The sequence below is a fragment of the Flavobacteriaceae bacterium HL-DH10 genome (assembly GCA_031826515.1).
In the GTDB taxonomy this organism is placed as follows: Bacteria; Bacteroidota; Bacteroidia; order Flavobacteriales; family Flavobacteriaceae; genus Thalassobellus; species Thalassobellus suaedae.
The window spans coordinates 2,362,501-2,389,447 of sequence record CP134536.1 but is presented as its reverse complement, the minus strand read 5'-3'; the positions used below and the strand labels follow the sequence as shown (position 1 = coordinate 2,389,447).

Genomic DNA, 26,947 nt, shown 5'->3' with positions numbered 1-26,947 from the left:
GTCATTTGTCTCATTCAAATAATCATCCCATTAGACATCAATATTTCGTTAGGGATGTTATATAGTTCAATTTTCTAAAAAGCTGTTCCTAACTTACAAAAAAAGCTCCTAATTAGGAGCTTTTTGAATGTTTTTTAACTTTTTTATCGATTAACGTACACCATGCATTAGTTTTTTAAGGATGGGATTTAATATCATAGAAATAACGCCTATACCCATAGGAACTAAAGTAAATATTAAGAAAAATGTACTTAACGAATATTGTTCAGTTACTTTATCAATCATGCCTCCCATAGAACCTGCTGCTTTATTACCTATTGCTATAGCTAAATACCAAATTCCAAACATAAAACCAATCATCCTTCCAGGAACCAACTTACTCAGATAAGATAATCCAACTGGAGAAATACATAGTTCTCCCATAGTATGAAACAAATAAGCCAAGATTAAAAATATCATACTTACAGAAGCCGTTTTAGCGCCTTGTGGAATTGCCATAGTTCCAAACACTAAAATACCAAAACCTAACCCTAAAAGAATAAGACCAATGCCATATTTCATAGCAACACTTGGATTATATTTACTTTCCCACCATTTTGAAAATAATGGTGCTAATGTTATTATAAAGAATGAATTTAAAATTCCAAACCATGAAGCACCAACCTCTGTTGTTTCTTTACTAAATTCATTATTAATTTTATAAAAAACTACAAACCATAAAAAAACAAATGTTGCTCCTAAAACTATATTAGAATAGGGAATTTTTGAATATGTTTTTTTGAATAACAAATACAAAACCCATGTTATAATAGCTAAAGGCACAATGGTAAGAATTGTGTCAATTACTTTAAATATTAACGCCGAATTCCCACTTAAAGCTCTTGCTGTATAATCTCTTGCAAAAAGCGTCATTGATCCAAGCGACTGTTCAAAAGCACCAAAGAAAAACACTGTAAATATTCCAAAAATAGAAACTGCAATTATCTTATCTCGTACTACAGGATTATACCTTGACATCCTAGAAATAATTAAAAATAAAAACAACACTAATGCTATTAAAACAGTGGCATTTGAGCCATCTAAACTACCTAGGCTAAATGGTAATAGATTAAGGTTTCCAATTTTTGACAAAGGATCATTAAACAAATACAAAAGACCACCTAATGCTGATAAAACAATTAATATTTTATCTAATGTTGTAAAAGGATTCAATTTATCTTTAACTGAAGCTGTATCATGTTCTTTTGGACTTTCTTCATTAATATTTTGAGGCAACTCAACCTCATACACTTTTGATGGTTTCTCTCCTATATGACCAAATAAATCTTTTGCTAACCAAAACTGAACCAAACCACCAAGCATAAAAATCCCTGCTAAGCCAAAACCATAACTCCATCCTATATTTTCGGCTAAGTATCCACAAAGCATCATTCCAAAAAACGCACCTGCATTAACTCCCATATAATAAATGGTATAAGCTCCATCTTTCTTAGACTCTTTCCCTTTATACATTTCAGAAATCATAGAAGTCATATTAGGTTTAAAAAAACCAGTACCAATAACCAACAAAGCCAAGCCTAAATATAAAGACCATGTGGTTTCAAAAACCATAGCAGCATGACCAAGCATCATAATAAAACAACCTATAATAACAGCCCATTTATAACCTGTAATCTTATCTGCTATGTATCCTCCTACTATTGGAGTTAAATATAACAATGAAGAATACGTCCCAATTAAAGCCAAAGCATTTTCTCTAGACCATTCCCAACCTGGATTATTACTTAAAAAAGGTGCTGTTAGAAATAGCACTAATAATATTTTCATTCCGTAAAATGAAAACCGTTCCCACATTTCAGTAAAAAATATAACAAATAAGCCTGCTGGGTGGCCAATTACTTTCTCTTTAAATAGATTCTCGACATCTGTATTCATAAAAATATTTTGGTTTATGTAAAAAATAAACCTCACAAGTTTAAAAACTCATGAGGTTGGTTATATATTTAATTATCTGCTAATTCGAAACCTTCTGCTTCATCTGAATGCATCTCACGTTCATTGTCTTCAGCCTTATGGGTTAAGCGCTTTAAAGGTTTCAAAATTAAAATAAACAATGCTCCAATAATCATAGTAAAAATTAAAATTCCTAAAAAAATAGTATATTCTCCATAATCTGTAGCAGATTCCCCTACTATACCTGCTACTTTATTTCCTAAACCTGTAGCTGCAAAATATACCCCCATCATTAAAGACGCATACTTAACTGGAGCTAGTTTGGTAATAAATGACAATGCTACTGGAGAAATACAAAGCTCTCCAATAGTATGAAAAAAATAGGCTAGTACCAACCATATCATACTAGATGTACCAGACTTTTCAAATTGTATTGCAGCAAATACCATAAATAAGAATCCAAACCCCATAATAATTATACCTAATGCCATTTTAAATAATGATGAGGCTTCACTTCCTTTCAACTTTCTTTTTGCCCAAATACTGGCTACTAGTGTCGCGAATAATATAATAAAACCAGCATTTAAACTTTGGTACATTACCGTAGGGATTTCAAACAATCCGAAAAAGTTTCTATTTGTTTTTGTATCTGTATATAAATTCATTAATCCTCCTGCCTGTTCAAAAGCTCCCCAAAAAATTATTACCATAATAAATGATAATAATAATACCATAAAACGATCTTTATAAACTTGAGTCTCTAATTCTTTATAAATCATCATTAGAAGTGCAGCAATAGCTGTTAAAAAGATAAAAAGCATACCATACCCCCAATCCATTTTATACCATCCAAAAATAGAAGCTACTAATAAAATAATAGCAATCAGAAGTTGTTTAGGAGAACTGAATAATTTAGAATACAGTTTTCCATAAGACACCTCATTTTCATTTCCTGTACTTGATACAAAATTCCCTACTTGCTCTAAGTATTTCTGACCTCCTATATAATTTATTAAACCTAAAACCATAACAATACCTGCAAGTCCAAAACCTGCATGCCATCCCCATTTAGCAACCACACCTCCTACAATCATAGTTGCTAGTAATGAACCTAAGTTAATACCTATATAGAAAATGCTAAAGCCTTTATCTCGTCTAATATCTCCTTCTTTATACAAACCACCAACCATTGTTGAAATATTTGGCTTTAATAATCCTACACCTAAAATAACCAATCCAAGCCCTGTATAAAATGCCCATATATCAGTCAACACTAAAACCCCATGACCTATACACAAAACAACAGCTCCTAATAAAACAGCTTTTTTTTGTCCTATTAATTTATCTGCAATCATACCTCCAGGGATAGACATAACATACACCAACATAGTATACCAACCATAAAGAGCCAAAGCTTCTTTACTTGTCCATCCTAAACCCGCTCCTCTAGCGTCATCTCCAAGAGTAGAAGTTGTCATATATAAAACTAATAACGCTCTCATCCCATAATACGAAAAACGTTCCCACATTTCAGTTAAAAATAAAATATACAACCCAATTGGTTGCCCAAATAATTCTCTTTGGTGTGGCTTTAATATTGTATCTGACATAAATTTATAGTTAGTTAATTTTAGTTTCTCATTTAATTTTACTCTCTTTTATCTCCAAGTTTTTCGTTAATGAAATTAGTCATTTTTTTATAAAGATGTAATCTGGTATTTCCTCCATAAATACCATGATTTTTATCGGGATATATAGCCCAATCAAATTGTTTATCTGCTTGAATTAAAGCTTCAGCTAAACGCATCGTGTTTTGTAAATGTACGTTATCATCAGCAGACCCGTGAATTAAAAGAAAATCGCCTTCTAATTTATCTACATGACTTATAGGTGAGTTATCATCATACCCACTAGGATTTTCTTGAGGAGTCCCTAAGAATCGTTCTGTATAAATAGAATCATAAAATCTCCAATTAGAAACAGGAGCCACTGCTATAGCCATCTTAAATATATCGTTCCCTTTAAATAAACAATTACTACTTGTAAAACCACCAAAGCTCCAACCCCAAATACCAATTCTGCTTGCATCTATAAATGGTTCTTCGCTTAATTTCTTTGCAACAGCTATTTGATCCTCAACTGCATATTTTCCTAATTGACCATAAATGCATTTTTGAAACTCGGCGCCTTTAAATGGTGTTCCACGACCATCTGCACATACAATAACACAACCTTTTGACGCTAAATAATAAAACCAATAATCATTTGCACTATTCCATTGATTTGCCACTTCTTGAGACCCAGGACCTGAATACTGATACATAAGTAATGGGTACTTTTTTGATGAGTTAAAATTTAATGGCTTAATCATCCACATGTTTAGGTCTTCTCCATTAACATGAATAGTACTAAATTCTTTTTTTGAAGTTTTATAATCTGAAAGTTTTTGAGATAATACCTCATTATCCTTAATTCTTTTAATAAGATCGCCAGACTTAGCAGAGTTCAACGTATATTCTGGAGGTGTAATTGCGCTTGAAAACATATTTATAAAATATGAAAAATCGGCACTAAATGATGCGGCATTAGTCCCTTCTCTTTTAGTCAATCTTATTTTACCTCGACCATTTAATTTTATTGAATATACATCACGATTTATCGAACCCATTTCGGTTGATTGATAAAAAACGCTATTCGTCTTTTCATCATAACCATAATAACTCGTAACCTCCCAATTTCCTTTGGTTATTTGATTTATGAGTTTTCCGTTTTTATCGTAATGATAAATATGGTTAAAACCATCCTTATCACTTGTCCAAATAAAACTATCGTCTTTTAAAAAGGTTAAATTATTAGTCACATTAACAAAAGCATCATCCTTTTCTTCTAATACCAAAGTAGACGTTTCTGTTTTGGCATTAACAAACCATAAATCCAATTCATTTTGGTGTCTATTTAAATATTGAGCACTAAGTAAATCAGGGTTTTTCGTCCATTTTATTCTAGGAATATAAAAATCATTATAAGCCTTATCTAATTTAACTTCTTTAGTATTTTCATTTTGCAAATTATATATATGTAAAGACACTTCAGAGTTAGCTTCTCCAGCTTTTGGGTATTTAAAAACTTGCTGCGTTTGGTATAGGTCTTCCCCATAAATATCCATAGAAAACTCTGGAACATTGGTTTCATCAAAACGAATAAACGCTATTTTATCACTATCTGTATTCCATTCAAAAGCACGAACAAAAGAATAGACTTCTTTATAAGTTAATTGACTTTCAGAAAATTCTTCTTCGTAAACCCAATCGGTAATACCATTAATTATTTCATTCTTTTTACCATCAAAGGTTATTTGAGTTGTTTTGCCAGAAATTAAATCTTTTATATATAAATTATTTGCTTTCGCAAAAGCGACCTTAGTGCCATCTGGCGAAAAGGTAGGTTCTTGAATTTTGTCTTCAGAAATAGATGTAATAGAATTATCCTTTATATTAAACACATAATAATTCCCAAGTTTAGAATACCTGTAAATTGATTCCTGATTAGTTGCTAAAATTACTTTACTTTCATCCTTACTAAACGTATAATCTGAAAAATATCTTAGCGCTTTTATATTTCTAGAATCTACTATGGTTTTAACCTTTTCAAGCGTTTTATAGCTGTAAATATCTATAGATGTAAAACCTGCTTTCCTATCAAAATTTAAAACGGAATATTGTTGTCCATTAGCCATGGAATGTAAAACTTCCATGCTTTCGGTTCTATAAGCTCCTGTCCAAATTTCTTCAAGGGATATTTCTTTAGGTTGTGCAGATAAAATTGTAACGAAAAAAGTACAAATATAAAAGTAGAATTTTAGGTATTTCATTAAAAATGATGTTTATTCCGTAAAACGATGACAAGTTTACTAAAATTCACGCAAAAAACCTTTTAAATTAACACTTAAATATCTTCGAGTTTTAAACAACGTTTTCTATTTTCATACTAAGAGTGGTATCTTTGCATTGTAAATTACCTTTTTATGAGTAAATCTATTGCTGGTTTTTCTAAATTATCAAAATCTGAAAAAATTGATTGGATCGTTGAAACTTATTTTTCTAATACTGATAATGCCAAACGTATTTTAAAACAATATTGGAATGATGACGAAATATTACAGCAACTACACGACGAGTTTATTGAAAACACGATTTCCAATTACTATTTACCGCTTGGTGTAGCTCCTAATTTTTTAATAAACGATAAATTATATACCATCCCCATGGCTATTGAAGAAAGCTCGGTAGTTGCAGCAGCTAGTAAAGCTGCTAAATTCTGGATGAATAGAGGTGGATTTAAAACACAAGTCATATCTACAACAAAAATTGGACAAGTACATTTTATGTATTATGGTCATGTTGAAACATTAAAAACCTTTTTTAATTACATAAAACCAAAACTAATAGAGCATGCAACACCCATTACCAAAAATATGGAAAAGCGTGGTGGTGGCATTATAGATATTGAATTACGAGACAAAACACAAGACATAAAAGGCTATTACCAACTACATGCATCTTTTGAAACATTGGATGCTATGGGTGCCAATTTTATTAATTCCTGTTTAGAGGAATTTGCAAAAACTTTTAAAAAAGAAGCTTTAGTATTTGATGCTTTTTCTGCTGAAGAAAAAAACATTCAAATAGTTATGAGTATTCTTTCTAATTATGTTCCAGACTGTTTAGTTCGTGCCGAAGTGAGTTGCAAGGTTGAGGATTTAAATGAAGACAAAACCATCTCTTCTGAAGAGTTTGCTAATAAATTTGTTCAAGCCGTAAACATTGCTGAAGTTGAACCTTATAGAGCGGTAACCCACAATAAAGGCATTATGAATGGTATTGATGCTGTTGTTTTAGCTACAGGTAATGACTTTAGAGCTGTAGAAGCTGGGGTTCATGCCTACGCCTCTAGAAACGGAAAATACAGTAGTTTATCGCACGCTAAAGTTGAAAATGGCATATTTACTTTTTGGATGGAAATACCCTTGGCATTAGGTACTGTTGGCGGACTTACAGGCTTACATCCGTTAGTAAAATTATCATTAGAATTATTGCACCACCCAAGCGCTAAAGAATTAATGCAAATTGTTGCTGTTGCTGGTTTAGCTCAAAATTTTGCTGCTTTACGCTCGCTTACGACCACAGGAATTCAAGAAGGGCATATGAAAATGCATTTGATGAATATTTTAAATCAGTTTGAAGCGACACCTATTGAAAAAGAAACGCTAACCGCGTATTTTAAAAAAAATACGGTATCTCATAGCGCTGTTGTTGACGCTATTAAAAATTTACGATTAAAGCATAACAATTAACGCATGCAAAAGTATTACAGCAACGGAAAACTTTTACTTACTGGAGAATATGTGGTTCTTGATGGTGCTTTATCGCTCGCTGTTCCTACAAAACAAGGGCAATCATTACATATCGAACACATTGATGAACCTAAAATTATTTGGAAAAGTTTAGATGAACTTGGTACTATTTGGTTTGAAGACACCTTTTTAATTGAGCAGATTACTTCCGGTTTTTCAAATCTTGATAATGATATATCTGAAAGAGTCATTCAAATTTTAAATGCTGCCAAAACACTAAATCCTGATTTTTTAAATACTAATACCGGATTTAAAATAACCACATCGCTAACATTTCCAAAAAACTGGGGACTAGGAACGTCTTCAACTTTAATAAATAATGTGGCACAATGGGCAAACGTAAATGCTTTTGAATTGCTTAATCTAACTTTTGGTGGTAGTGGTTATGATATTGCTTGCGCACAAAACAACGGCCCAATTACCTATCAATTACAAAAAGAAAGGATAGCAATAAAACAAGTTGATTTTAATCCCATATTTAAAGAACACTTATATTTTGTTTACTTAAATAAAAAACAAAATAGTCGCGACGGTATTGTCACTTACAACGCTAATAAATCCAATTTAGAATCTGTTATTTCTGAAATAAACGATATCACTACAAAGATTATTAGCTGCAAAACTATAGAGACTTTTGATTCTTTAATAAAGCAGCATGAAAGCTTCATTTCAAAAATTATAAAACAAGACACTGTAAAAGAGTTATTGTTTAAAGACTTTAATGGTTCAATAAAAAGTCTTGGTGCTTGGGGTGGCGATTTTGTTTTAGTTACGGCTAGAGAAAACCCTAAAAATTACTTTAAAAATAAAGGTTTCAATACAGTTGTTGATTATGATGATATGGTTTTTAAATTTTAAAAATATTTCACATCTAATCTAAAAAAAAGAGACTTTGATTAAAATATCGAAGTCTCTTTTTTTGCCTTAGGGATTGACGCGGCATCCTTTTGTTTTTCTTTAATTACCCCTGAACTTTTAAAATTTACGTTTACAATATTAATGGATCCCTGCCTACTCAGGAATGACAAAAAACAAAAGATATAGTGGAAAGCCTGACCTGTTCCTGAACTAAGTTCAGGATAAAAGGTAACACTCTAAAATATATTTTTAACTGTACAAGGCTTTATAAGTGGCACATGCTCTATAATCTGACGATTCTGGATCCATACCAAAAGACGCCCAAGCACTTGGCCGGAAAATTTTATCTTCAGACACATTATGCATATTCACAGGAATTCTTAACATAGAAGCTAGTGTAATTAAATCGGCTCCAATATGCCCGTAGGTGAACGCTCCGTGATTAGCCCCCCAATTTGCCATAACACTATAGACATCTTTAAAAGCGCCTTTACCCGTTAAATTTGGTACAAACCAAGTGGTTGGCCATGTAGGATTGGTCCGCTCGTTTATTGTATTATGTACATCTTCCGGAAGTTCTATGGTTTTTCCTTCGGCAATTTGCAACACAGGACCAATACCTTTGACTATATTAATTCGACACATAGTAACTGGCATACCGCCTTTTGTTTTAAAGGTAGATGAAAAACCTCCGCCTCTAAAATATTCTAACATTCCAGGTCCCCAAGTGGTGTTTTCTAAACATTTTTCCACTTCACTTTCAGTGATGTCCCACCAAGGTTTCATAGCTGGTTTACCATCAATGGATTGCTCCCCTGTACCATCCAAAGCAGAAGCTCCTGAGTTTATAAGATGAATAAATCCGTTTGATGCATCACCTGTTAAAGCGTGTCCTGTAACACGTTTTACAGCTTCCGGACTCCAATAGGTACGAACGTCGCTAAATATTTGTGCTGCTCCAGTTATTAAATGTCCAAATAACATGGAAATACCGTTTAAACTATCATTTTCGGTGGCGAACATAAAAGGTTGCCTGATGCCATTCCAATCGAAAGATGAAGTTAAAATAGCTTCCATAAAGTCACCATTAGGAAAATGATCGGTCCATTGACGTTGTCCTTGAAAACCTCCAGAAATAGCGTTTCTACCTAAAGCTTCTTCAGCATATCCTATATCTTTTAACTTAGGATTCCCTATCATTAAATCGCGACAAATTAATGCCATTTTTACAACAAACTCCCAGTCTTTATCTAATTCGGCTCTTGATTTCTGTCTGTCTTCTGGATTATAATCTTTACCTTCTTTACAGTTTTCTTTTGCCCAAGCTAATGCTTTTGTAAATTCTTCTTTATCATAGATTTCTTGTTCTATTCTTCTAATAAATTCAGACATATCGATATTTTCACAACGCATACCTAAATAGCTTTCAAAGAAATTAGGATCTAGAATCGAGCCCGCAATTCCCATAGAAACAGAGCCCATAGACAAATATGACTTTCCTTTCATGGTTGCAACTGCTAATCCTGCTTTTCCGAAAAGCAATAATTTTTCTTGAACATCTTCTGGAATACTGGTATCGTCACTATCTTGAACATCTCTTCCATAAATACCAAAAGCAGGAATTCCTTTTTGGTTATGTCCTGCTAAAGCTGCTGCTAAATAAACAGCACCTGGACGCTCCGTACCATTAAACCCCCAAATAGCTTTTGGATTTGACGCATCCATATCTATAGTTTCACTACCATAACACCAACATGGTGTTACCGTTAAACTTACACCAACACCATCTCTTGAAAATTTATCGGCAGAAGCAGCTGCTTCAGCAACTCCTCCAATACACGTATCTGAAATAACACATTCTACTTTGCTACCATCTGCGTGTCTTAAATTTTTAGACAAGAAATCGGCGGCAATTTTTGCCATATTCATCGTTGAGGTTTCAAGAGACTCTCTAACACCATCTAGTCTACCATCAATTACAGGTCTGATGCCTATTTTTGGTAGCTGTCCAATTAAACTTTTATAATTCATTTTTAATTTATTTTATTCAATCTTTAAAATTAAACAGACTGATTTTTAGGTTTCATTATTATAGACACTAAAAAGCCAACAAGGAAGATAGCTATTGTTCCGAACACAATAGTTAAATAGGTATGAAATGATGCACCAACCGAATCTTTACCAAAAATGGTTTCAGAAAATGTTAACCAAAGAATCACTAGTATCCCAGCAATCATTCCTGTAATTGCACCTTTAGTATTTTTTGTTTTTGAAAAAATTCCCAAAAGAAATAACCCTAACATACCACCACTAAAAATAGATGACAATTTCCACCAAGCATCTAATGCACTCTTAACGTTTATCATGGCAATAGCAATACCAATACCTAGAATACTAATAATTATTGAAGATATATAAAGTACTTGCATTCGCTTTTTGTCAGATGCATCTTTTGTGAAATACTTGTTATAATAATCGGTTAAAAATACAGTAGCAGAGCTATTAAAACTTGTTGAAATCGTACTCATTCCTGCAGCAAAAATAGATGCTATCATTAAACCTGTTACTCCTGACGGAAGGGCATTCACAATAAAATAAGGAAATACGCGATCGCCTTTACTGATATCTTGAAGTGCTAAAGGCAATGTTTCAGCAGAATTATAATATCCATAAAGCGCAGTTCCTATAAAGAGAAACAGCGCTGAAATTGGTAAATATATTAAACCACCAATTAAGGCTGATTTTTGAGCTTCTTTATCTGATTTTAAAACCATATAACGCTGTACATAATTTTGATCGATTCCGAAATTTTGAAGGTTAATAAAAACACCGTAAACTAAAACAACCCAAAATGTTGGCTTAGATAAATCTAAATTAAAACTACCTAAGCTAAACTTATCATGGTCTGCTGCAATAGTAAATATTTGAGAAGGACCTTCGGGCATGCTAAAAAGCATATAACCAATACACACTATGGCACCTACAATTAAAATAATGCCTTGAATAGCATCTGTCCAAAGTACCGCAGTAATACCTCCAAGCATAGAATAAACAGCTACAATTAACCCCGTAAACACAATAATAGTCGCAATATCCCAACCAGCTATAGCATTAAGTGTTAAGGCTAGTAAGTACAAAATAGTACCAATACGCATTAATTGGGTAAGCAAATAACAAATAGAAACATAAATTCTAGCCCAAGGACCAAAACGTTGTTCCATAAAAGTATATGCTGACGGACTGTTAATTTTTCGATATAAAGGGACAAAGTATTTAACTGCAATTAACGTCGCTATGGGAAGCGACAAACTAAAAACCAATGCACTCCAATTAGATTGAAAAGCATTTCCAGGTAGAGCTAAATAACTTATACTACTTACAAACGTAGCAAAAATAGACATCGTTACGACCCAACTAGGAATATCTTTATTACCTACAGTATATGATGAAGATGTTCTATTTTTTTTAAAGAATGACCCTCCAAAAAGCGCTATTCCTCCTATGTAAACAAAAAAGACTACAATATCGATGGTATTCATTAATGTTAATTTTATTAGTTAGTTGTGTAGGCAAGCTTTACATAAATATGAGTTTTAATAGTTTAAGCGTTTTAACTTGGTTAGAGTTAAATTGTAAATTGAATTACAACACTTTTGCTATCTCTATTTCAATGCGTTTAATATTTTTAACAACTTCTGTCATCTCCTTTTCTTCAAAAGTATTAAATGGTGGTGCTATATTAGCTTCAATAATTCCTAATGCAGCAAGAGCACCTTTCATTCCTTTAAGATAACTAGAACCATAAGACCCTAATGTATACACCTTAGTAGCAATCTCCATCACTAAATTTTGGAGTATGTTTATACGAGCAAAATCTTTAGCGATTGTTGCTTTATAAAGCTCTACATAAAGTTTTGGAAAAAGATTAGAACCTCCGTTCACACCTCCATTTCCTCCCATCAAAACGGTTTCTGATGTGATTTCTTCTGGACCAACCAATAGCGTAAAATCATCTTTAGATTTCAGCAAATAACAAAGTGATTGAAAATATACAGTATTAGCAGAACTATCTTTTAAGCCAATAATATTTTTATGTTCCGCTAAACGAACTACGGTTTCTCTATCTATATTAACTTTAGTATGTGAAGGCATATTATATAGGAAAAGCGGTAAAGGAAGTTGATCTGCAAGACTCCAATAATATTTAAACAACTCTTCCTGACCTAAACCGTAATAAAATGGAGGAGCCGTTACAACAGCCGATGCCCCAGCTTTATGAGCTATTGATGCTAAATTTAAACTTTCCTCTATTGAAGTATCTGAAATCCCAACAAAAACTGGAAGTCTCTTATTAACTATTTTACAACTCTCAACAATAAGTTGTTCACGTGTTTTATAACTTAAACTGGTGGCTTCACCAGTGGTTCCAAGAATAAATAAACCATGAACACCTCCTGTAATTATATGTTCTATTAACCTATTAACACCATTAACGTCCAAAGAGAGATTGTCGGACAACAAAGGAGTTACCATAGGTGATATAATACCATTTACCATTTGCTTTTATATTCTAAATTATATTTAAAATAACCTCATATTCTTATTCACAGTTTTGTTTAATAAAAATAACGGTTAACTATTATTTCAAATATATTATATAAAGCTTTAGTATTGTTATGAAATAGACCTTTGGTTTATTATTTAAAAATATTGGACAAAAAAAAGCCAAACTTAAAAGTTTGGCTTTTTTTTCATTGAAATTTTTACAATTTCAAAAAAGGTATCTATTACTGAATTTGTGTTTTTGCTCTATTATCTTCAATATCTGAAGCTTCTTTTAAAGCGTTGTACAATTTAGATGTTACTACATTTGTTTTTTGTTGCTCTACTCTATTAGCTGCAGCTTGATAATTATCTAACTCTACAGCTGGTGTAACTTTAGTTACTTGAATCAAATAAACACCATTATTACCATCAATTAAACTTGATGTTTCCCCTTCATTTAATCCGAAAGCAGCTCCAACAACTAAAGGTTCTCTTCCTGCTCCAGAAATAGTTGGGTTTTTCATATTAATTGCAGACGCAGATCTCACAGTTGTGTTTTCTGCTGCCGCTAAATCCTCTAAAGTTGTAGCTGAAACTCTATCTCTAATCATTTCTGCTTTCTTTTCTTTTCTTATGGCTGGCAACACGCTTGCCGTAGCATCTTCAACAGACATTAAGCCTTCTTTATGCTTAGCTACCAATTGTGCAATAACATAGCCATTAGGTACATTAAAACGTTTTACATCTCCAATTTTAGCATCTTCTTCGAAAGCCCAACGCACTATTGGTCTTTGACTACCAACACCTGGTATGTTTTCATCTAAAACTTTTATACCATTTACAGGTTTTACTGTAAATTTATTTTCTTTAGCAACTTCTTCAAAGTCATTATCAGCTACTTTAATTTCAAAATTTGAAGCATCTCTAAAAACTTTATCTACTGTAGTTTCTGATGGCTCAATTCTTCTAGCTATTGTTCCTACTTGTACTGCTTTAGTTTTGTTTTTTTGACCTTCAATTTCCATAATATGAAAACCGAAAACAGTTTTAACTACGCCTAAATCGCCTACTTCACCTTCAAATTCAAAATCGTTAAATTCAGGAACCATTGTATTATAAGCATGCCAATCGTAACGTCCTTCTTTTTCAACGCTTCCTTGATCTGAAGAAAATTCTTTTACAAAATCAGGAAACTTAGAACGATTAGATTTAAGAACTGTTAAAAGACTATCGGCAGTCGCTTTAGCTTGTGCTTCAGATTGAGTTACATCTGGTCCTGCACTTTGAGAACCAATAAATGGTAATAATATGTGTCTTACTTTTGCTGAATCTGGAATTTGTTTAACAGCAATAACTTTTGATATTTTGAAATACCCATTATCCTTATACGGTCCAAAAACTTCACCTACATTTAAATTATAAATACTATCGGCAAAAGCTGTTGGCAAACTTGATTTGAATACAAAGCGATTATCAAATTTAATATCTGAATTCGAATTAATAAACCCTTCGTTATCAGTTGTATTTAAAAAGCCTACAATATTTTCATTTGCTTTTGAAACTTGGTTGTATTCAACTTTGTCTTTTAACAATCCTTCTAACTGAGCTTTTATAGCATTTTCATCTTCAACACTTGGCGCCTCTTTAAACTCAACAAACTTAATATCTCTTGAAGCATCAACTTCGTATTTCTTTTTGTTTTTATTTATATAACTTTCAACATCAGATTTTGAAACTTTAACAAGACTATCTGCTATTGTAGAATATGCTACCTGTACAAACTTAATATCAACTTTATTCCCTTCTAGTTTATGTTCTAATTCACCTTCGGCTAATGTTCCTGTTAAACCTGCTTTAACCATGTTAAAGTAGTTTTGTTGTAAACCATTAGCTGCTATAGATTTTTCGTAATTAACCCATCCTTCAAAACCAACAGGTGATGTTTCTTTTAAATTAGCTATGTATTCATTTAATTTATTTTCATCAAATAAACCAGCTTCATTTAAAAATTGAGGATTTGTTGCTAAAGCCGTTTTTAACAAGTCTCGCATTTGATCTTTCTCTACAGTAATACCCAACTCTTCAAATTGAGTTTCCATAACTGCTTGTCTAACCTCTTGCTCCCAAACTCTATTCATAACTTGAGTACTAGTTGCACTAGGTCCTGCTTGTCTTTGTGCAGCTTCTACTTTTTGTAAAAAATCTTCACGTGTAATATCTTTACCATTTATAGTAGCAACTATATTTTGTGATTTTGCTGTAAGCGCATCACCGTTTTTAAATAAATCTGCTAATACAAAAGAAAATAACGCTAAGGCTATAACAATGATTAAAAATAGTGAACGTTGTCTTATTTTATTTAAAACTGCCATTGGTTTGTTGAATTTTATAAAACCCTTTTTTTGGATTTAACTTGTTAAATTGATTATCAATTAATTAAAATTGACGAAAATATCGTGCGCGAAAATACCATTTTCTATTTAATAATAAAAGCAGAAAGTTGCATTAATTATTTTAACCTGGATAGATTTAATCTTCTTCTAAAAGTTTTAGTTGTAGCATATCGATTTTTGTGTTTGACACTTCTAATATTTCAAATTGAAAATTATCGATTTTCACAATCTCATTCTGCTCTGGTATTTCTTCTGTATGATTAACCACTAAACCACCTAAAGTTTCATAATTCTCACTTTCTGGAAGATTTAACTTGTATGCTTCATTTAGATAATCAACTTCTAAACGTGCTGAAAATTTAAACGTAGATTCATCTATTCTCTCTTCAATTAAATCTATGGTATCATGCTCATCTTCAATTTCCCCAAATAATTCTTCAACAATATCTTCTACCGTCATAATACCAGATGTACCACCATATTCATCTAAAACAACCGCTATGCTTTTTCGCTTTTTTGTTAGCACATTAAGCACATCTTTAACAAGCACCGTTTCAGGAACAAACTCTACAGGCATAATCATAGACTTGATGTCCTTTGTTTTTTTAAACAACTCAAAAGAGTGTACGTACCCTAAAATATCATCAATAGTATCTTTATATATTAATATTTTGGTACGTCCTGTTTCTGTAAAAAGCGCATTTAAAGATTTTACAGAATCTGTAATTTCAACAGCGATAATTTCGGTACGAGGCACCATCACTTCGCGTGCTTTTACTTCTGAAAACTCTAACGCATTTTGAAAAATCTGTATTTCGGAATCAACGTCATCATGTTCTTCAACAGACTCCATTTGCTCACTTATATAATTAACTAACTCTAATTTTGTAAATGCGAGTTGAATTTGATCGCCTTCAGTTTTAAAAAAGGTTTTTAAAATAATGTCTGAAATCCAAATAACAAAATCTGAAACAAATGTAAATAACACATAAAAAACATATGCAGGAATAGCCAAAGCTTTTATTAATGAATTGGCATAAATTTGAAAAAAGACTTTAGGTAAAAACTCTGCTGTTATTAATATAACAATTGTAGATATAATAGTTTGTGTTAGCAAACTAAAATCTGTTAACATAGCATCTGTAAAAGTATAGGATGTTGGTAACAGTGATTGAAACCAATCTACCAATAAATCTCCCATAAAAAACCCATAAATTACAAGTGCTATATTGTTGCCAATAAGCATCGTTGTAATAAATTTAGAAGGTTTTGCTGTTAACTTAGCTAAAACTTTAGCTAGTATTCCTTCTTGTTTTTTTTCAATTTCAATATGAATTTTATTTGAAGATATATATGCAATCTCCATTCCTGAAAAAAAAGCCGAAAGAATTAAGGATACAATTATAATAAGTACATAAATACTCATTTATTTTGAATTGTCTTTGTTTTCATATTTTCTTCTAAATTTTTGTCTAAAGAAATACATAAACACAGCTAATGCTGCTAATCCAAAAGCGACATAAGCTCTATTGGTCCCATCACCCCATTTTGAGAAGCCATCATATATAAATAATGCGGCAAAAACTAAATATGCGTATTGAAAAATCTTAGAATATTTCATCTGTTTATTTCTATTTGTTTTTTAATTGTCAGCTCTAACATTCATATTATTATCTATCTGTATGATTAAATTATAGTAATGAATGTTTCACCTCTTTACATTTATAATTTTTTAAGATTGTGATATGGCTTTACGCTGAACAAAAAGAAGCAACCCTATCCTATATCTTAATTTGTACAAAGATAATTAAAAAAGGAAGAATGATTTTAATAAGTTAACTATTCGTCTATGGAAATAACACCTGTAACTTCCAACACTTCTGCATTTGTAAAATCTGTATTAGAATCAAAACCATTACCGTTAATTTCATCAGTATTCGTTTTGTAGGTAACAGGCTTATTAGTAAACACCCATGATTTATCTTGGTCAAAGAATAATTGTTCAGCTAATAAAGTACCATTAGTTTTAGTGATGATATTTACATTTCCTTGCAAATCAATGAGGTTTGTTTTATTATAGGTTATAGCATAATCAGAAATTATGGTGGTCTTATCATTATTTTTATCAAATAAATATAATGTAACACCCTCTGGAAACTCATAATAAGGAAAATCTCGATTTGAGAAATCCAACATTTTAGGACTCAAAAGATTTCTTGTAACTCGTCCTGAGTCTGTATACTTCATATTAATATTTTCAGCAATACTAGCAGGTTCATTTTCAGAAACGCCCATTTGTTGAACCTTTTTTAAACTGTTATTACATGAAAAAAACATAGTCACAGTAATTACTGTGACTATGTTTTTAATATTATATATTTGTTTTAAACTCATTCTTAATTAAGGTACTGTAACAGAAGAATTAATCCAACATCCTATTTTAATGGTTTGTCCAGAATTGGCAGCCGTAAAAATATCTGCTTTTGAAGGTGCTTTAGCCATATAATTAGCTACAGATTTTGCCGCTGCACTTTTTAAAGTAGGGTCTACACGTGCTGCTCTTCTAGCTTCGTCTGCCGCTAACCAATATACGGCTCTTTTATTAAAAGTTGTATCACCACAATCATTAGCACTTGAAGCATACATAGCTGCTATAGCCATGTGAGGTCTTCCGTTTGAAGGATTTAACTTAAGAGCATTTCTAAAGTATCCTTTAGCTTGACCATATCTACCTTTCTTTTTAAGAATCAGTCCAATTCTGTAAGCTAACTTAGATTTCTTAAAAGGATCAGTTTCTAAATCGAATGATTGATTAAAATAACTAATAGCCTCAGTTTCTTTATTATCTTTTAATAACAACCCTGCAACAAAGTACTTCGTATCTGCAGAAGGCGCTTCTTCATCATAAGCTTTTACTAATTTAATATATAACGGGTCATCAGTACATTCTTTATTAAACATTCTACTAACCGCACGTTTCAACCAAACAGCATCATGTATGTTTTCTTCAAAATCTCTTTGATACAAAGGAATTAAATTTTCACAATTTGCTCTAGGTCCTAATTTCCCATCAATACTACCAGATATTTGGTCGTAAGCTTTTAAATAACTTTCGTAAAACCTTTTATACTTACCTTCTTTACTTGTTAAAGCAGTTCCTGCTTCTTCTTTTTCAATAAGTTTATTAAGTTTTACTGAATAATTTTCAACTTCATCTTCAACTTTTTCAGCAATATCATCGTATTTATTAAATAAATCTGCCGCAGTTTTTTTACCAGCATCATATAAATCTACCATTAAAGAAAAATAAGTGTACAAACTTTTAGGGTTTGTAAATGTTGCTTTATCTAATTTATAAGCGGCATCAAAGCACTCATATAATTCTTCATTTGTTTTCCCTAAAACATCTTTATTATCATACATTAATTGACAAGCTTTAGCTGCATATTCTCCTTTTGGAGTTTTACTAGCAAAATGCTCGGCTCTTTGCTCCCAAAGTTTTAATAAATCTTCTATAAAAGCTTTTTTCTCGGCTCCTGTAGATTTATCAATTTTATCATTTAAAATTTTATCGCCATCAACATATATAGCATTATTAAACTTTGGACATTTATTTCTAACTGCCATCCATGGTTCGTAAGCAGCATCGTAATTTTTAGCCTTTACATACTCATGGAATATGGAAAGTTTAGTCATACACTCTTCATCTTGCTGCGCAAAACCTATGTTTATTCCTAAAAATAATAATATTAATAATGTAATTTTCGCCTTCATGATAATAATTTTAATCTGTTAGTCAAATTTTCTTTTTTGAAACCATCTATCGTTCAAAGATAAACTTAATTGAATATTTATAAAATTCTCTTGTATTAAATTACTGTTGGTTGTACCTCTTTTTCCAATCTCGAAACCTAAGTTTGCATTCGATATTCCGTTTCCTACTGGTAAACCTAGACCAAAAGATATGCCAAACTCATTTATTGACTCATTATTTATATTTAAACCTGTTTTTTCATAGCGCACACCTGCCCTATAAGTAGTTCGTTTTAAATAACTTGAAAATGAATTATATTGTGGAATATAAAACCCTCCTAAAGAAAAGGTTGTAGCGTCCTCATACTGTGTAGTAGTGCTACTGTATAAAACATTAGAAAAATTACTTGTTTTTTGAGATGTGTATTCTGCACCAGCAAACCATTTTCTTGGTTTCCCTATTCCTGCTCCTATTGAATACTTAGAAGGTAGTACTAAATCTGTTTCAAGTAAACCTAAAGATTCTAAATCAACATCAATACGACCAACTTCAAACTCTTGTCCTGGATTTGTAGTTGATGTCGTTACTGTAGAAAATGATCGTTCATTTTTTGACACTAATGTACTTTCAGGTGTAAATGTAAAAGCAGAAACAAACTCAAGCTTTTCTGTTAACATGGTTTTATAAGACAAGCCTAAATTAAAATTTAATCCACTTAAATCTGACCTGTTATTTTCACGAGATTGATATTGAGTAAGACTCCCATCATTATCATACAAAAACTCTATAGTGCTGTTTTGAATATTTCCAAAATTATAATGTGCATCTACTCCAATATTTAAACCTTCTATAATTTGATACCCTAAACCTAAAAAAGCTTTATTAACTCCCCCTTCTCCATTAAACCTATTTGAAATATCTCCAGAAGTATTTAGAGACTCTAATTTATAACCAACAGAAGTAAATGGCAATAATCCAAAACCAAAACCAAATTTCCCCATAGGAACAGATAAAGCTAAATAATCAAAGGTTGTTGATGATGCTTTGGCAGTTCCTGAGTTACTTTTTAAATCTAAACTAGAATATGTACTTCCTACTGTAAATTTAACAGGTCTGCTTTCTCCACTAAACGGATAGGCGTCAATATTCTTTCCTGCGTATGATGCTGGATTACGTAAATTCATATGAATACTATCCATATAAATACTTAAACCACCCATACTTCTGTTTTCTACAGTTCCTCTAAACTTAAGGCTTCCTATTCCATAAAATGAATAAGGTGAAGCTGTACCTTCTTGGGCATAACTTTGAATGGCGAAAACAGCAATAAAAACTATTACAAGTTTTTTTATCATGAATTAGAATTAAATTTTAAAATAAAGTTCAGTCCCTCTAAAAGAAAATTAGAGTTGGCAAATATGCTACTTTTTAATTGTTTAGACAAGAAATTAGCGTCTCCACCTGTTAAAATAACTGTTAAATCTGAATATTTTTGTTCATATTCTTTAATTACCCCATCAATTTCCTTTAAAACACCATTTACTACTCCAGAATGTATAGATTCTTCGGTAGAATTTCCTATAATGTTATTGGGAGTTTTAGTATCTAACAATGGTAAAGTTGCTGTTAAATTATTTAATCCTTTATAACGCATTCTTAATCCGGGAGATATTGCACCTCCCAAGTATTCATTTTTGGTATTAATAAAATCGTAAGTTATACAAGTACCTGCATCAATTACAAGCACATTATTTTTTGGATATTGATTAACAGATGCACAAACCAAAGCAATTCTATCTACACCCAAAGTATTAGGCGTTTTATAAAGATTTTTAAACGGTAATTTAGTTCTAGAATCTAAAACTAATAAATCAAAAAGTTGATTAATAACTTTAATATCGTCCTTTCTCAATCTTCCTACAGATGAAATAATCGCATTTGTAAGTTTATTATATTTGTTTTTAATAGAAATAATATACTCTAAAATCTTATCGATTTCTACAATCTCTTTAAATATCAACTTGTTCTTACTATAAACAGCTAGTTTAACAAAAGAATTCCCTACATCTATAATTAGATTCATAAATTTTAAAAGGTATAAATTTACAAAATGAAGAATAATAATTATTCACATTTAACTTATTATACTGATTTCAAAACATATAAATACTTTTAAAATAAAAAAACACAAATAAGATGCATTTTTTATAAATTTATCTTGTCGAATAACAAAAATCAATATATATTTGCAACCGCTTTGGCGAGGTACCTTAGCTCAGTTGGTAGAGCAAAGGACTGAAAATCCTTGTGTCCCTGGTTCGATTCCTGGAGGTACCACTTTAAAAACTCATAACAATCTATTAATTAGAAAGTTGTGAGTTTTTTGTTTTATATAAGTGCCAAATTTAGTAGCGATTTTAAAGATGCTTTACGGATTATTACAATATAATCATCGATAACTAAGAGAATATATGTCTTAAATTAGATACTTTATAGATAAAAACACCTGTTAAATAGGTCTTATAAGGCAAATCGACACTCTCTCTAAATAATTTATTCATTCCAATTAAAACATTAAAGATGTAAAAAATTGTGGTTTTTCTCTTTTAATAAATGTGAGTATCTTTTTAACAACTTATAATCAAAGAAAGCTTTAAAAGACCTGTTATTACTAAAAAGTTAGGTTAAAAAAGTGAAAAAATATTTAGAGTTCTTTATAAATTCAAAAAGGGGGTGGGTTAAAATATTTGGTTTTCCTTTTCAAAAATACACGCTATATAAAGGATAGGTATTAAGTTTAAAATCCTCTTTCTCCGCGAAAACCCATGTAATCATATGATTTACAAGTCTTTGTTTTTTTTGATTGACATTATCGTTAACAGTTCTGCTATTTTTATAAAAAATAATGACCTCATGATTAAATTCGCCTATTATTTAATCACAGTTTAAATCGGACTTCAGTTAATCTAAATATGTAATTTACTCTCTCAATCAAAGACTCATTCTACTTATTAGTTGATTTCATATTGAAAATCTTTGCTTACAATTATCTAAAAATGCGCTTTAATTCATTTTTCAACCAACTAACAAGATAGTAATTGCCAAAGTTCTTTTCACTCGACTTGACACTATTCTTGGGATTAGCTTGGACAATATTTTCCTTTTGTTGGGATTTATAATAGTTAAAAAATAACTCTGCCATTGCTCCGTTCAGTTCCTTATATTTTTTAAGCATACGGTTATCTTTTATCCGTTTGGTCTGTTCATTTTTGATTATGTGCAATATTTCATCCTTTGAACATTTTTTTGATATTTCATAATAACCTTTGTTCAAATCAAATTTTTTGCATAATTCCATGTTTGGACTGTAAAAATAAGAATCGATATATCTATTTAGGTCAAACATAAACTCATCATCTGATAAGGTATTAGATATCATTATGTTGGAAATATTATTGAAAAAATCATTATCATCATTGGGAAGAAGTGTTAGCATTCTAAACTCTTTTGCATTGTTTATGGCTTCAATAAGGTCGCTGTTAAATGATAGATTTGCTTTTGAATTGGTAGATCGCAACAACTCATTTTTGATTGTCAGTCCAGTTCTGTCACAGAAATCCTGAATAAGATTTTTTGTAGACTTTTTATCTGGAAGTAAACCACATCTAATTTTAACACCGTAAGAAGAAACAAGATTTTCTATTTCTCCGTAATATTGGTTCCAATTTATTATCAACACATTAGAAAGATTTCTAGCAGTATAAAAATCGTTCACAATCGAGGCTATTAAATGCCTTTCAACTCCTGTGAAATAATTTGGGTCTATACCAATATTTAATATAACATCATTGACCTCTTTAACCCTATCCGATAACCTGAACAGCCATTGTGAATAGGAAGAAACTAAATAACCAGATTGTTTTCTAGTATACCCAATAATTAATATTTCTGCAACTTTATTTGATGAAATACTACAAATGTTCCTGATTGAGTATTGGCAGTCAAAAAGATACTCATGGCTTAAAATAAGTGTTTTGTTTGGATTGATATTATCATTCAATAGTTTTGTATAATAACCAATTGATTCTTCTGTTGGATTGGGTCGATTGATTTTGGTTATTTCTTTTGGCTCTAAGATGATAAATTTTGTATCCTCAACACATGGGTTATTGTTGCTCATGAAAAAGCTCTGTATTGTTGAAGACCCACATTTACCTGGTCCAACGTGTAAAATCAATTTATTCATTTATTACAGCTTAATTTCATTTTGATTATTTATCTAAAGTAGTACAAATTGATAGGTTTATTAAATGCAAATAGAATTATTTAATTTAATTATTAAGCTGGTTTATTTTTAAACATTTATCACAATTTTGGTCTATTATTCCTTTTCTATTTTTTTTAACTTATTCTCATATTCTATATTCTAGTTTATACTAAATTATCATTAATGTTCTTATTTAAAACAGCATTTAAATAAGAAGGCAATTCATAACGTCAAAGCTTTTCACCTGTAGAGACATTAACCCAATCAGATGAAACTATATCATACTCCCATTCATTATAATTAGATAGCAATTTAGCTGGTATTTGTTTGATTTGTTTTTGTTTAGGCAAATTGAAACCAAAACGGTCAAAAATTCGTTTACTATTCATTGGCATGAGAATAGTATTTAATGTTATAACATATATTTGGGCTGTTTGAGTTTCTTTACTTCTCTTTTTTAAATCGGGTTCAGTAAAAATTTTACTTCCATATTTTATAATCTCAATTAAACCTGTTTCTAAATCCTTCACCTTTTGTAAATTTTGAGCAGTTTTTTTAGCAAACTTTGGTATCCATAACTTAAGCCATTCAGAAAGCAAAATTTCAGCAGTTTCTTTGTCTTTTGTTATTATATGGAATGTGAGTTATAAGTTTTCTTAATTGGGTTAAAATTACATTCTAATGAACGCACACCCATAAGTTTTTTTTACCTTTTCCTCTTTGATAGCGTTTTCTATGCTTTTATGTAATTCTTTGAAAACCAAATATAAATTTCTTAATATATCGTCGTAAATTATAACCATTGCACGATTTAACTGTTAAGGTTAAAAAATATGGCTCTTTCCATTGTTTCATAACCGGATAATATTTATTAATAATTTCGGCTTTTCTTACACTACAACACAACGTACAAAATCTATTTTTGCAATACTTAACATAAAGTCTGCCATCAGCAGTAAAAGATTTTGTTGGCAATAATATGTATTCCAATACGATTTCTCTAATTCAGGTTCTCCTTCTTCCTGTGCTATTTCAATGAGTTTTAACATCATTATTTGTGTAATGGTTTTTCGTTTAGCTCTGCCCTTCAAAGCCTCTACTTTGTTTAGGTCTGAGCCTTCTCCTTTGACAATAACATTGTTTTGTCCTGTTTTGTTTGTCCTACTATCAACTAATATATTAAAAATTTAGAGTTATTCCTTTTTAGACTAACCAGAATATTTGCTTAAACACAACAATTGGGATTGATCCCTATAAAGTATTTGGATACTTTGAGTTTAAGACAAAAAAAGAGTGTAACTAAAGAATAATTAGAGTATAGATCAAAAAAAAGTCCTCAACAAATAAATGTTGAGGACTTAAAAAAGGCAACGACCTACTCTCCCACAAATGCAGTACCATCGGCGCTAACGGGCTTAACTTCTCTGTTCGGAATGGTAAGAGGTGAGCCCCGTCGCTATAACCACCTTAAGTTATAGCTGCTCGCTATTGGATATTATCCTTTAGCATACAGCGTCCCGATTAAAATCGGAACAAATATCTTAACATATTGAAAATAAGAGACATGATTGTTATAATTGTATATTGAACTTATAAAAAAACAGGCGTACAATAAGCCTATGGGTTATTAGTACTACTCGGCTATGACATTACTGCCTTTACACCTATAGCCTATCAACGTGGTAATCTTCCACGACCCTTTAAAGAAATCTCATCTTGTGGTGGGTTTCGCGCTTATATGCTTTCAGCGCTTATCCCTTCCAAACGTAGCTACTCTGCAATGCTCCTGGCGGAACAACAGATACACCAGAGGTTTGTCCAACTCGGTCCTCTCGTACTAGAGTCAGATCCACTCAAATTTCTAACGCCCACTGTAGATAGAGACCGAACTGTCTCACGACGTTCTGAACCCAGCTCGCGTGCCACTTTAATGGGCGAACAGCCCAACCCTTGGGACCTTCTCCAGCCCCAGGATGTGACGAGCCGACATCGAGGTGCCAAACCCCCCCGTCGATATGAGCTCTTGGGGGAGATCAGCCTGTTATCCCCGGCGTACCTTTTATCCTTTGAGCGATGGCCCTTCCATGCGGAACCACCGGATCACTATGCTCTTGTTTCCAACCTGATCGACTTGTAGGTCTCTCAGTCAAGCTCCCTTATGCCATTGCACTCTACGCACGGTTACCAAGCGTGCTGAGGGAACCTTTAGAAGCCTCCGTTACTCTTTTGGAGGCGACCACCCCAGTCAAACTACCCACCAAGCACTGTCCCTTCTACGAAGGTTAGACTCTAGATAAGCAAAGGGTGGTATTTCAACAATGACTCCACAACGCCTAGCGACGCCACTTCAAAGTCTCCCACCTATCCTACACATTACTTATCCAAAACCAATACTAAGCTATAGTAAAGGTGCACGGGGTCTTTTCGTCCCACAGCGGGTAATCGGCATCTTCACCGATACTACAATTTCACCGAGCTCATGGCTGAGACAGTGTCCAGATCGTTGCACCATTCGTGCAGGTCGGAACTTACCCGACAAGGAATTTCGCTACCTTAGGACCGTTATAGTTACGGCCGCCGTTTACTGGGGCTTCATTTAAGATCTTCGCCGAAGCTAAACCCTCCACTTAACCTTCCAGCACCGGGCAGGTGTCAGGCCATATACATCATCTTTCAATTTAGCATAGCCCTGTGTTTTTGATAAACAGTCGCCTGGACCTTTTCACTGCGGCCACCCCGAAGGGTGGCGACTCTTCTCCCGAAGTTACGAGTCTATTTTGCCTAATTCCTTAGCCATGAATCTCTCGAGCACCTTAGAATTCTCATCCCAACTACCTGTGTCGGTTTAGGGTACGGGCTGCTTCACTTGCTTTTCTTGGAAGTCGATTTGCTAGATTATCACCTTGACCGAAGTCTCAGTGTACTATCGCGGTGTTACCACTCGCTTCAACGTACTATTCCGTCAGTACGCACTAACTTTTCGCCTCCGTCACTTTTAATGTGAGCAGGTACAGGAATATTAACCTGTTGTCCATCCACTACCCCTTTCGGGTTCGCGTTAGGTCCCGACTAACCCTCAGCTGATTAGCATAGCTGAGGAAACCTTAGTCTTTCGGTGTGCGGGTTTCTCGCCCGCATTATCGTTACTTATGCCTACATTTTCTTTTGTAGCTTCTCCAGCATGCCTCACAGCACACCTTCGACGACACTACAATGCTCCCCTACCGATATTTCTATCCCATAGCTTCGGTAATATGTTTATGCCCGATTATTATCCATGCCGAACCGCTCGACTAGTGAGCTGTTACGCACTCTTTAAATGAATGGCTGCTTCCAAGCCAACATCCTAGCTGTCTAAGCAGTTCAACCTCGTTAGTTCAACTTAACATATATTTTGGGACCTTAGCTGATGGTCTGGGTTCTTTCCCTCTCGGACATGGACCTTAGCACCCATGCCCTCACTGCTGATTAACATTTTATAGCATTCGGAGTTTGTCAGGAATTGGTAGGCGGTGAAGCCCCCGCATCCAATCAGTAGCTCTACCTCTATAAAACTATAAATCAACGCTGCACCTAAATGCATTTCGGGGAGTACGAGCTATTTCCGAGTTTGATTGGCCTTTCACCCCTACCCACAGGTCATCCGAAGACTTTTCAACGTCAACCGGTTCGGTCCTCCACTGTATGTTACTACAGCTTCAACCTGCCCATGGGTAGATCACACGGTTTCGCGTCTACCACTACTAACTAAAGCGCCCTATTCA

At 32.5% G+C, this 26,947-nt stretch carries 18 protein-coding genes, 1 tRNA gene and 2 rRNA genes (1 of these 21 cut by a window edge); 3 read left to right on the top strand and 18 right to left on the bottom strand.

What is annotated here, in order from left to right; genetic code table 11:
• Positions 1–150 precede the first annotated feature (150 nt).
• The 3 genes from RHP49_10160 to RHP49_10150 all read right to left on the bottom strand — a co-directional run bounded on the left by RHP49_10160 (position 151) and on the right by RHP49_10150 (position 5,824).
• The gene (locus RHP49_10160; protein WNH11275.1) at positions 151–1,935 is read right to left on the bottom strand and encodes a peptide MFS transporter; all 1,785 of its coding nucleotides are present in this window, start codon (positions 1,933–1,935) and stop codon (positions 151–153) included.
• Positions 1,936–2,003: 68 nt separating this feature from the next.
• Positions 2,004–3,563, bottom strand: a complete 1,560-nt coding sequence (locus RHP49_10155; protein WNH11274.1) for a peptide MFS transporter — start codon at positions 3,561–3,563, stop codon at positions 2,004–2,006.
• 38 nt (positions 3,564–3,601) lie between these two features.
• Positions 3,602–5,824: a S9 family peptidase gene (locus RHP49_10150; protein WNH11273.1), complete on the bottom strand. Its 2,223-nt coding sequence runs from the start codon at positions 5,822–5,824 to the stop codon at positions 3,602–3,604.
• A gap of 153 nt (positions 5,825–5,977) precedes the next feature.
• Here RHP49_10150 and RHP49_10145 point away from each other — a divergent pair, with 153 nt between their 5' ends.
• Entirely contained in the window at positions 5,978–7,306 is a 1,329-nt protein-coding gene (locus tag RHP49_10145) for a hydroxymethylglutaryl-CoA reductase, degradative (protein ID WNH11272.1), read from the top strand.
• A 3-nt stretch (positions 7,307–7,309) separates the two neighbouring features.
• Entirely contained in the window at positions 7,310–8,224 is a 915-nt protein-coding gene (locus RHP49_10140; protein ID WNH11271.1) for a GYDIA family GHMP kinase, read from the top strand.
• A gap of 249 nt (positions 8,225–8,473) precedes the next feature.
• Here the strand turns inward: RHP49_10140 and RHP49_10135 are convergent, their stop codons facing one another.
• The 10 genes from RHP49_10135 to RHP49_10090 all read right to left on the bottom strand — a co-directional run bounded on the left by RHP49_10135 (position 8,474) and on the right by RHP49_10090 (position 20,999).
• The gene (locus RHP49_10135) at positions 8,474–10,255 is read right to left on the bottom strand and encodes an L-fucose isomerase (protein ID WNH11270.1); all 1,782 of its coding nucleotides are present in this window, start codon (positions 10,253–10,255) and stop codon (positions 8,474–8,476) included.
• 29 nt (positions 10,256–10,284) lie between these two features.
• The gene (locus RHP49_10130; protein WNH11269.1) at positions 10,285–11,763 is read right to left on the bottom strand and encodes a sodium:solute symporter; all 1,479 of its coding nucleotides are present in this window, start codon (positions 11,761–11,763) and stop codon (positions 10,285–10,287) included.
• 103 nt (positions 11,764–11,866) lie between these two features.
• Positions 11,867–12,781, bottom strand: coding sequence for a dihydrodipicolinate synthase family protein (locus RHP49_10125; protein ID WNH11268.1), 915 nt, complete (start codon positions 12,779–12,781; stop codon positions 11,867–11,869).
• 230 nt (positions 12,782–13,011) lie between these two features.
• The gene (locus tag RHP49_10120) at positions 13,012–15,141 is read right to left on the bottom strand and encodes a SurA N-terminal domain-containing protein (GenBank protein ID WNH11267.1); all 2,130 of its coding nucleotides are present in this window, start codon (positions 15,139–15,141) and stop codon (positions 13,012–13,014) included.
• Positions 15,142–15,298: 157 nt separating this feature from the next.
• A complete protein-coding gene (locus tag RHP49_10115; protein ID WNH11266.1) occupies positions 15,299–16,588 on the bottom strand; it encodes a hemolysin family protein in 1,290 nt (429 codons plus the stop codon).
• Entirely contained in the window at positions 16,589–16,783 is a 195-nt protein-coding gene (locus RHP49_10110) for a hypothetical protein (GenBank protein WNH11265.1), read from the bottom strand. It lies immediately after the preceding gene.
• A gap of 218 nt (positions 16,784–17,001) precedes the next feature.
• Entirely contained in the window at positions 17,002–17,556 is a 555-nt protein-coding gene (gene lptC / locus RHP49_10105) for an LPS export ABC transporter periplasmic protein LptC (GenBank protein WNH11264.1), read from the bottom strand.
• Positions 17,557–17,562: 6 nt separating this feature from the next.
• Positions 17,563–18,936: a hypothetical protein gene (locus RHP49_10100; GenBank protein WNH11263.1), complete on the bottom strand. Its 1,374-nt coding sequence runs from the start codon at positions 18,934–18,936 to the stop codon at positions 17,563–17,565.
• An 18-nt stretch (positions 18,937–18,954) separates the two neighbouring features.
• Positions 18,955–20,271: a hypothetical protein gene (locus RHP49_10095; GenBank protein WNH11262.1), complete on the bottom strand. Its 1,317-nt coding sequence runs from the start codon at positions 20,269–20,271 to the stop codon at positions 18,955–18,957.
• Complete coding sequence (locus RHP49_10090) at positions 20,268–20,999, bottom strand: type III pantothenate kinase (protein ID WNH11261.1); 732 nt, start codon at positions 20,997–20,999, stop codon at positions 20,268–20,270. The genes RHP49_10095 and RHP49_10090 overlap by 4 nt, the downstream gene beginning before the upstream one ends.
• Before the next feature lie 181 nt (positions 21,000–21,180).
• On the opposite strand from RHP49_10090, the gene RHP49_10085 reads away from it, so the two are divergent.
• Positions 21,181–21,253, top strand: a tRNA-Phe gene (locus RHP49_10085).
• 709 nt (positions 21,254–21,962) lie between these two features.
• On the opposite strand, the gene RHP49_10080 is transcribed toward RHP49_10085, so the two are convergent.
• The 5 genes from RHP49_10080 to RHP49_10060 form a co-directional block, all read right to left on the bottom strand.
• Positions 21,963–23,162, bottom strand: coding sequence for a hypothetical protein (locus RHP49_10080; GenBank protein WNH11260.1), 1,200 nt, complete (start codon positions 23,160–23,162; stop codon positions 21,963–21,965).
• 251 nt (positions 23,163–23,413) lie between these two features.
• Positions 23,414–23,713, bottom strand: a complete 300-nt coding sequence (locus RHP49_10075; protein WNH11259.1) for a hypothetical protein — start codon at positions 23,711–23,713, stop codon at positions 23,414–23,416.
• 360 nt (positions 23,714–24,073) lie between these two features.
• Positions 24,074–24,274, bottom strand: a complete 201-nt coding sequence (locus RHP49_10070) for a hypothetical protein (protein WNH11258.1) — start codon at positions 24,272–24,274, stop codon at positions 24,074–24,076.
• A 271-nt stretch (positions 24,275–24,545) separates the two neighbouring features.
• Positions 24,546–24,653 (bottom strand): 5S ribosomal RNA (gene rrf / locus RHP49_10065).
• A 137-nt stretch (positions 24,654–24,790) separates the two neighbouring features.
• A 23S ribosomal RNA gene (locus tag RHP49_10060) occupies positions 24,791–26,947 on the bottom strand (it continues 665 nt past the right edge of the window).

What these genes read in the sequence shown, in the direction of transcription:
- RHP49_10120 (WNH11267.1), bottom strand. Translation starts at nt 15,141, where the DNA reads ATGGCAGTTTTAAATAAAATAAGACAACGTTCACTATTTTTAATCATT.
- RHP49_10080 (WNH11260.1), bottom strand. Translation starts at nt 23,162, where the DNA reads ATGAATAAATTGATTTTACACGTTGGACCAGGTAAATGTGGGTCTTCA.
- RHP49_10115 (WNH11266.1), bottom strand. Translation starts at nt 16,588, where the DNA reads ATGAGTATTTATGTACTTATTATAATTGTATCCTTAATTCTTTCGGCT.
- RHP49_10140 (WNH11271.1), top strand. Translation starts at nt 7,310, where the DNA reads ATGCAAAAGTATTACAGCAACGGAAAACTTTTACTTACTGGAGAATAT.
- RHP49_10125 (WNH11268.1), bottom strand. Translation starts at nt 12,781, where the DNA reads ATGGTAAATGGTATTATATCACCTATGGTAACTCCTTTGTTGTCCGAC.
- RHP49_10100 (WNH11263.1), bottom strand. Translation starts at nt 18,936, where the DNA reads ATGAAGGCGAAAATTACATTATTAATATTATTATTTTTAGGAATAAAC.
- RHP49_10155 (WNH11274.1), bottom strand. Translation starts at nt 3,563, where the DNA reads ATGTCAGATACAATATTAAAGCCACACCAAAGAGAATTATTTGGGCAA.
- RHP49_10135 (WNH11270.1), bottom strand. Translation starts at nt 10,255, where the DNA reads ATGAATTATAAAAGTTTAATTGGACAGCTACCAAAAATAGGCATCAGA.
- RHP49_10110 (WNH11265.1), bottom strand. Translation starts at nt 16,783, where the DNA reads ATGAAATATTCTAAGATTTTTCAATACGCATATTTAGTTTTTGCCGCA.
- RHP49_10145 (WNH11272.1), top strand. Translation starts at nt 5,978, where the DNA reads ATGAGTAAATCTATTGCTGGTTTTTCTAAATTATCAAAATCTGAAAAA.
- RHP49_10160 (WNH11275.1), bottom strand. Translation starts at nt 1,935, where the DNA reads ATGAATACAGATGTCGAGAATCTATTTAAAGAGAAAGTAATTGGCCAC.
- RHP49_10130 (WNH11269.1), bottom strand. Translation starts at nt 11,763, where the DNA reads ATGAATACCATCGATATTGTAGTCTTTTTTGTTTACATAGGAGGAATA.
- RHP49_10090 (WNH11261.1), bottom strand. Translation starts at nt 20,999, where the DNA reads ATGAATCTAATTATAGATGTAGGGAATTCTTTTGTTAAACTAGCTGTT.
- lptC (WNH11264.1), bottom strand. Translation starts at nt 17,556, where the DNA reads ATGAGTTTAAAACAAATATATAATATTAAAAACATAGTCACAGTAATT.
- RHP49_10150 (WNH11273.1), bottom strand. Translation starts at nt 5,824, where the DNA reads ATGAAATACCTAAAATTCTACTTTTATATTTGTACTTTTTTCGTTACA.
- RHP49_10095 (WNH11262.1), bottom strand. Translation starts at nt 20,271, where the DNA reads ATGATAAAAAAACTTGTAATAGTTTTTATTGCTGTTTTCGCCATTCAA.